Genomic DNA, 6,852 nt, shown 5'->3' on the forward strand with positions numbered 1-6,852 from the left:
GTGTGCTCTTCCGATCTCGGCCGATGCGGCGATCTCGCCGGACGTCGGCGTCAGTCCCGACGCGCCGGCCGCTGCGGACGGCACGCAGCGCCTGGGCGGGGTCGACGTGCGCGGCAGCTTCCAGCGCGGCGGCGAAGCGCTGTACCTCGACGAGAAGCGCGCCGCGCCGGTCGTGGCCGAAACCCTCGGCGCCGAGCAGATCGCGCGCACCGGCGACTCCGACGCCGCGACCACGCTCAAGCGCGTGACCGGCCTGACCCTCGTCGACGGACGCTTCGTCTACGTGCGCGGCCTCGGCGAGCGCTATTCCAGCGTTGCGCTGAACGGCGCGCCGATTCCGAGCCCGGACCCGACGCGCCGCGTCGTGCCGCTCGACCTGTTCCCGACCGACCTGCTCGACGGCGTCGTCGTGCAGAAAGGCTATACGCCGGACATGCCCGGCGAATTCGGCGGCGGCGCAGTGCTGCTGCGCACGCGCGACGTGCCGTCGAAGTTCTTCGTGCGCATCAACGGCACCCTGGGCTACCAGGACGGCACGAGCTTCCAGGACGGCTACACCTACGAAGGCGGCGGCCGCGACTGGGCCGGCCACGACGACGGCACGCGCGAGCTGCCCGACTCGCTCGCGGCGGCGACGGCCGGCGGCCAGGTGCTGCGGCCGCAGACGCCGCTGAACCCCAACGGTGCGACGCCGGCCCAACTCGAACGCTACGGCGAGGACGTGGCCGCCGGCGGCTACGGCGTGAAGCGCGAAACCCTGAGTCCCGACCTCGGCTTCTCCGCGGCCGTCGGCAACCGCTGGGAGCTCGGCGAGACTTCCAAGCTCGGCTTCACCGCGGCGCTGCGCTACAACGACGCCTGGGACCGCAACGAGGAAGTCCGCCGCACCTTCCAGGCGTCCTCGGCCGGCCTGGAGCCGGCCGACGAACTCGCGATCGACGACACGCGTCGCAATGTGGATTTCTCCGCATTCCTCAATCTCGGCTACGAGATCACGCCGCAGCACCGCCTCAGCGCGACCAGCGTGCTGCTGCGCCAGAGCGAGGACCGCACCAAGCTGTCCGAAGGCATACAGGACGAGCAGCAGGCGCGCTTCACCGAGCTGCGCTGGACCGAGAACCAGCTGTTCGCGCAGCAGCTCGGCGGCAACCATCTGTTCCCGGCCGCGCACGACCTGTCGCTGGACTGGCAGTACACCTGGGCGCGCGCGAACCGCGACGAGCCCGACACGCGCAAGTACCGCTACGACCGCGCCCAGGACGGCTCGCTGTCGTTCTCGCAGCGGTCGGATTCCAACCAGACCACCTGGGCCGAGCTGTCCGACTATCAGCGCGATCTCAGCGTCAAGGGCAAACTGCCGTTCGACTTCGACACGGCCACGCTCGACCTCGCCTTCGGCGGCGAGCGCACCGAGCGCAACCGCGACGCGAGCCTGCGCAGCTTCTCGTTCAGCGCGGCCGGTCCGATCGCGCGCGATCCGGCCGTGCTCGCCCTGCCGATCGACGAGGTGCTGAGCCCCGACCACATCGGCGAAGACGGCTTCGTGCTGACCGAATCCACCTTGCCGACCGACAACTACTTCGCGCGCCAGGACCTGACCGCGTTCTTCCTCGGCGTCGACGCGAACATCGCGCAGAAGTACCGCATCGCGCTCGGCGCGCGGCGCGAGCGCAACGACCAGGCCGTCACGACGTTCTCGCTGTCCAATCCCGAGGCGCCGCCGGTCGTCGCCGGCGAGAACACGCGCTCGACCCTGCCGGCCGCGGCGCTCACCTGGGCCTACAGCGAAAACGCGCAGCTGCGTACGAGCTTCTCCAAGACCTTGTCGCGGCCCGACTTCCGCGAACTGTCGCCGGCGCCGTACCTCGATCCGCTGCTCGACGTGCAGGTCGTCGGCAATCCGGAACTCGTCTCGGCGAGCATCCGCAACTACGACCTGCGCTGGGAATACTATTTCTCGCCGGTCGAAGCGTTCTCGATCGGCGCGTTCCTCAAGGAATTCGAAAACCCGATCGAGAAGACGCGCCTGCCGGGCTCCGGCGTGCTGCTGAGCCTCGACAACGCGCAGTCGGCGCGCAACTACGGCATCGAGCTCGACGTCAGCAAGGGACTGGAATTCGTCGCCGACTGGCCGGTGTTCCGCCACATCCACGGCGACTGGGCCAACTGGAGCGTCGGCTTCAACTACGCGCGGATCAAGTCCTCGATCACGCTCGATCCGCTCGATGCGAGCTTCCAGACCAATCTCGAACGGCCGATGCAGGGCCAGTCGCCGTACGTGACCAACCTGCAGCTCGGCCATCAGGCCGGCGACGGCAGCAGCGAAGCGACCCTGCTGTTCAACGTCTCGGGCCGCCGCATCGCCGCCGTCGGCGTGGCCGGCCAGCCGGACATCTACGAGGAAGCGTTCCGCCAGCTCGATTTCCAGTACCGCCGCGCGCTCGGCGAGGACTGGTCGTTCAAGCTGCGCCTGCGCAACTTGCTCGACCCGGCCGTGCGCTACAGCCAGGGTGACGAGACCACGCGCGAGTACAAGAAGGGCCGCGCGCTGATGCTGACCTTGGAGTGGAAGCCGAAGTGAAGCGGTGGCTGTCGTGCGGCCGCCCGAGCGCGGCCGCCGGCGCATCGGACCGGCCGTCGCTCAGCGCTTTCAGCACGCACCTCTTCGGCCTTCCCGCAAGGACCGAAGAGGCAGCGAGGGCAGGCCGCTCCGCCGAACCTCGCCGCGGCCGCGCGCGTCGAATAATTTCACGCGAATGATTCGACGCCGTGCGTCGCGGGTGCCCTTTCGCCGGGGACTCTCTTGCGGAGAGAAGGCCCGGAGCGCCGCGCAATTGCCGGCATCGGCCGTCCGGCGGCCGCGAACCTCGGCATCCGCGCGTCCCGCGACCGGCGAACCGCCGCCCTCCGGCGTTTTCACGCGAACTGTACGCCCGGCTTTCCGCTGACTCCGAAGCGTCATCTGTCCGCACCAAGACCGTCACGCCGGCTCGCTACTTTCTTGCGGCTACCGCGCCCGTCCGGCGCTTCGTTCCGTGCAGACAGAGGGTTGAAACGATGCGATTCACGATTCCTAAGCTGAGCGCGCTTGCGGGCGCCCTGGCCGCCGCGGTGCTCGCGGTTCCCGCCGCCAACGCTGCGATCCGCTTCTCCGAAGCGACCGACGGCCTGTATTCCGACGCGACGCACGGCGGCCGCGGCTGGGTGGTCGATTTCATTCCGCGCAAGGACGGCGGCGGCATTCTGTATCTCTACGGCGCGGCCTACGACCAGACCGGCAAGCAGGCCTGGATCACGAGCAACTTCGAGGTCAAGGAATTCGAGTACAAGAAGACCGACGTACCGATGGCCATGCCGACCGGCGGCCGCTTCGGCGATACCTGGCCGAGCGCGGTGACGCCGGTCGTCAACGGCAAGCTCGACGTCGAGCTGCTGAGCTGCGGCGAACTCAAGATCACGGTCAAGCCGGACGCCGCGACGGGCCTGCCGAACTCGACCCAGACGCTGATCGCCAGCTCCGACTACGTCAACTCGCTCGGCGGCGCGACGATCAACCAGCAGTGCGTGCAGAAGCGCAAGTTCACGAGCTGCCCGGCCGGCACGACCCAGGTCGCCGACCGTACCTGCCAGCTGACCGGCACGATCGGCACGAACATGACCCTGACCAACGAGACGACCTGGGTGCTCAAGGGCCTCGTCAAGGTCGGCACGGACAACAGCACCAAGGTCAAGCTGAACATCGAGCCGGGCACCCTGATCACGGGTTCGGGCCAGGCGGCCGACTATCTCTACGTCGAACCGGGCTCGCAGATCTTCGCCCAGGGCACGCCGTACGCGCCGATCATCTTCACGAGCCCGGCCGACGGCGTCGGCTCGACGGCGCCGAAGGCCGGCGACTGGGGCGGCATCGTCGTTTCGGGCAACGCGCCGAACAACAAGTGCCTGACCACGCCGTTCGACTGCCGCAGCGAATTCGATCCGACCCTGCGCTACGGCGGCGACAAGCCGCACGAAAGCTCGGGCGTGATCCAGTACGTGCAGTCGCGCTATGCCGGCTACATCTTCACGACCGGCCGCGAAGTGAATTCCTTCACCTTCCAGTCGGTCGGCGACGGCACCGTGGTCGATCACGTGCAGGCCTATCGCGGCAAGGACGACGGCATCGAGTTCTTCGGCGGCAACGTCAACGTCAAGTACGCGATCGTCACCGAAGGCGGCGACGACGGTCTGGACTGGGATGAAGGCTACAGCGGCAACATCCAGTACGTGCTGCTGCAGCACGGCCAGGGCCTCGGCGAAGACAACGGCATCGAAGCGTCGAACCAGAACGCGAACCAGGACGCCACGCCGCGTGCGATCCCGACCGTGTCCAACCTGACCTTCATCGGCGGCGGCAACGGCGGCTACGGCGTGTACTTCAAGGAAGGTACCGGCGGCCACATCAAGAACTCGCTGTTCACCGGCTTCAAGAACGGCTGCGTCTACATCACCAATGCGCCGACCTTCGCCGCGGCCGGTACGCCGAGCGCGCTGACCGGCAACCTGACCATGGACCACAACCTGGTCCAGTGCACGACCAACTTCAACCAGGCGGCCGACGCGCCGTGGACGGCGCAGGCGTTCTACGAAGCGCAGAGCGGCAACAAGATCGGCGAGCCGATGCTCGACGGCTACCTGCCGAAGGCCGGTTCCCCGCTGCTCGACGGCGGCGCCGCGGCCAGCAACACCTGGTTCACGCCGGTCGGCTACATCGGCGCGTTCCGCGACGCCAATGACGACTGGACCCGCGGCTGGGCCTTCAACCTGCGCTGATCTTCCGACGGAGTTTCACAGCACAAGGATGTGCCGCAAGGACGCTCGACCGATGGACGGGCCCGGCGTGCGGGATGCGCACGGTGTGCTCCGGTGCAGGGAAGCGCCGATCATTCGACGGGACGAAGGCGCGGATTTCCGCGCCTTCGGCTTTTTGGGGACGGTTCGCTGCCCGGGTTTCCGGCTCAGTGCACCACGGGTGCCGTCGCGACGACGGCCAGCTCCCGGGCTTCGGCATCGAGCACGATGCGGCCGAGGCGCTGCAGCGCGGGTTCGGCGCCGTAGCGCGCCGCGAGCTGCGGCACCCCGTGCTCCAGCCCGGCCTGGTCCAGCGGCCAGGCCTGCGCCAGCAGCCGCGCGCCGCCGCCCGGCACGGCCTGGGCGACGCTGACCACGACTATGCCGAGGCCGCGCGCCTCATGGGCGAACAGCTGCGGCCGCGGCAGGGCCGGATCGGCCTCGGCCAGGGCCTGCACCGGCAGCGAGCCGTCGCCGGCGTTGCCGTCGAAGCGCAGCGGCAGGCCGTGCGCGGCGAGCAGAGCCGCGCACTGGCGCAGCTCGAACAGCCAGCCGGCGTAGCCGGTCGCGCGCTCGGCCGGATCGTCGTCGCGCGCGAATTCGCGCGCCCAGTCCGCGTAGGCCGGCAGCGCACAGTGCACTTCGCCGGCGGCGAAGCGCAGGCGGCGGCCGCGCGAAGTCAGCGCCTCGCCCTCGCGGTGCGGATACAGCAGCGCGAATTCCAGCATCTGCCACAGCGCCGAATAGCCGGCGTGCTCGAGCTGCGTGCAGACCAGCGCGCAGAGATCGTGGCGCGTCAGGTAGCGCGCATGCTCCAGCGGGACGCCGAGGCTGCGCATCAGGAAGTCCGCCGTGCGCGGTCCGGCTTCTCCGCGCGCCATGAACACCGATTCCATGCGCGTGCCGAGATCCTCGGCGACGTCCGGCGCGGCGCTGAAGGTCCACGGCAGCAGCAGCATCGCGCCGGGCACCGCGTCGGGCTGCGGCTGCAGGTCCTGGCCCGGCATGACGCCGTCGTGGCTGCCGAACGCGACGATACGGCCGCCTTCGCCGCCGCGCAGGGCCTGGGCGTGATGGGTCAGCTCGGCCAGCGCCGCGAACAGCGGCCAGCCGGGCCGCAGCAACTGCACCGGATCGTAGAGCGCGCCGAGCACGAGCAGGTCGGCCTGTTCGGCGCCGGCCTTGCCTTCGCCGCGCGGCAGCAGCGCGGCGAGATCGTCGGCGATGTGCCGCGCGAGCGTGTCGGCTTCGTCGCGGGTCAGGGTGTGGCGGGCCGGCGCGACGCCGACGGGAAGCTCCAGCGCGAGAACGCCGGGACTGTGCAAGGGTTCGGACATGAGGGGCCTGCGGCCAAGCGCCGCTGCGGCGCGCGGAGCGGTCGAGTGTAGCATTCGGGTTTCGTCCGACTGCCGCGCTGCCCGTGATCGCCAAGCTCCGCTCCCAGCTGCCCGACGCCTGGCAATTCTTCCTCGCGCCGGCACTGGCCGCCGTACTGCCCTGGAACCTCGCCTACCGCTGGCTGCGCTGGCTAAGCCGGCATTCGCGCAGCGCGTTCGACGAACCGGCCCAGGCCGCCGCGGCCACGGCGCCGGACTATCTCGCCGTCGGCGACCGCGAGGCCTTCGCTGCGAACGTGCGGCTGAATTGCCTCTGGGACACGGCCGACCTGTATCTGTCGCTGCTGCGCCGCCGCCGCTCCACCTTGCCCTGGCACGTACAGCAGGTCGGCGCCTGGCCGCGCGATTCGCATTTCATCGCGGCCGGCTTCCACCACGGCCACGGCCATTGGGTGTTCCGCACCCTGGCCGGCGCCGGCTACGACGCGAGCCTGGTCTCGGCGCGCTGGGACCGCGCCGACTACCCGGGCCTGCCGCTGCGCTACTGGTACGGCCGCCTGCGCGGCGGCGACGTGCAGCGCCTGAGCGGCCGGCCCGTGGTGTTCCGGCCCGGCGCCAAGGCCCAGCTCGCGCGCGCGCTCGACGAGGGTGCCGCCGTCGTCAGCGTGCTCGACATGCCGCCGCG

The 6,852-nt window shown here is 69.9% G+C and carries 4 protein-coding genes; 3 read left to right on the forward strand and 1 reads right to left on the reverse strand.

The genetic code is table 11. The features are described from left to right. Both NON22_RS18135 and NON22_RS18140 read left to right on the forward strand, forming a co-directional pair. The coding region (locus NON22_RS18135) for a TonB-dependent receptor domain-containing protein (protein WP_257388358.1) at positions 1–2,581 on the forward strand (2,581 nt) is incomplete at its 5' end. 476 nt (positions 2,582–3,057) lie between these two features. Continuing rightward, positions 3,058–4,812, forward strand: a complete 1,755-nt coding sequence (locus tag NON22_RS18140; protein ID WP_257388360.1) for a hypothetical protein — start codon at positions 3,058–3,060, stop codon at positions 4,810–4,812. Between the two features lie 185 nt (positions 4,813–4,997). Here the strand turns inward: NON22_RS18140 and NON22_RS18145 are convergent, their stop codons facing one another. Next, positions 4,998–6,167 (reverse strand): hypothetical protein, encoded by a 1,170-nt coding sequence (locus tag NON22_RS18145; protein WP_257388361.1) that lies wholly within the window; start codon positions 6,165–6,167, stop codon positions 4,998–5,000. A gap of 83 nt (positions 6,168–6,250) precedes the next feature. Here NON22_RS18145 and NON22_RS18150 point away from each other — a divergent pair. Continuing rightward, positions 6,251–6,852 (forward strand): hypothetical protein (locus NON22_RS18150; RefSeq protein ID WP_257388362.1); only part of this gene is annotated, 602 nt, incomplete at its 3' end.

Origin of the sequence: Tahibacter caeni (assembly GCF_024609805.1) — a bacterium.
Lineage (GTDB): Bacteria > Pseudomonadota > Gammaproteobacteria > Xanthomonadales > Rhodanobacteraceae > Tahibacter > Tahibacter caeni.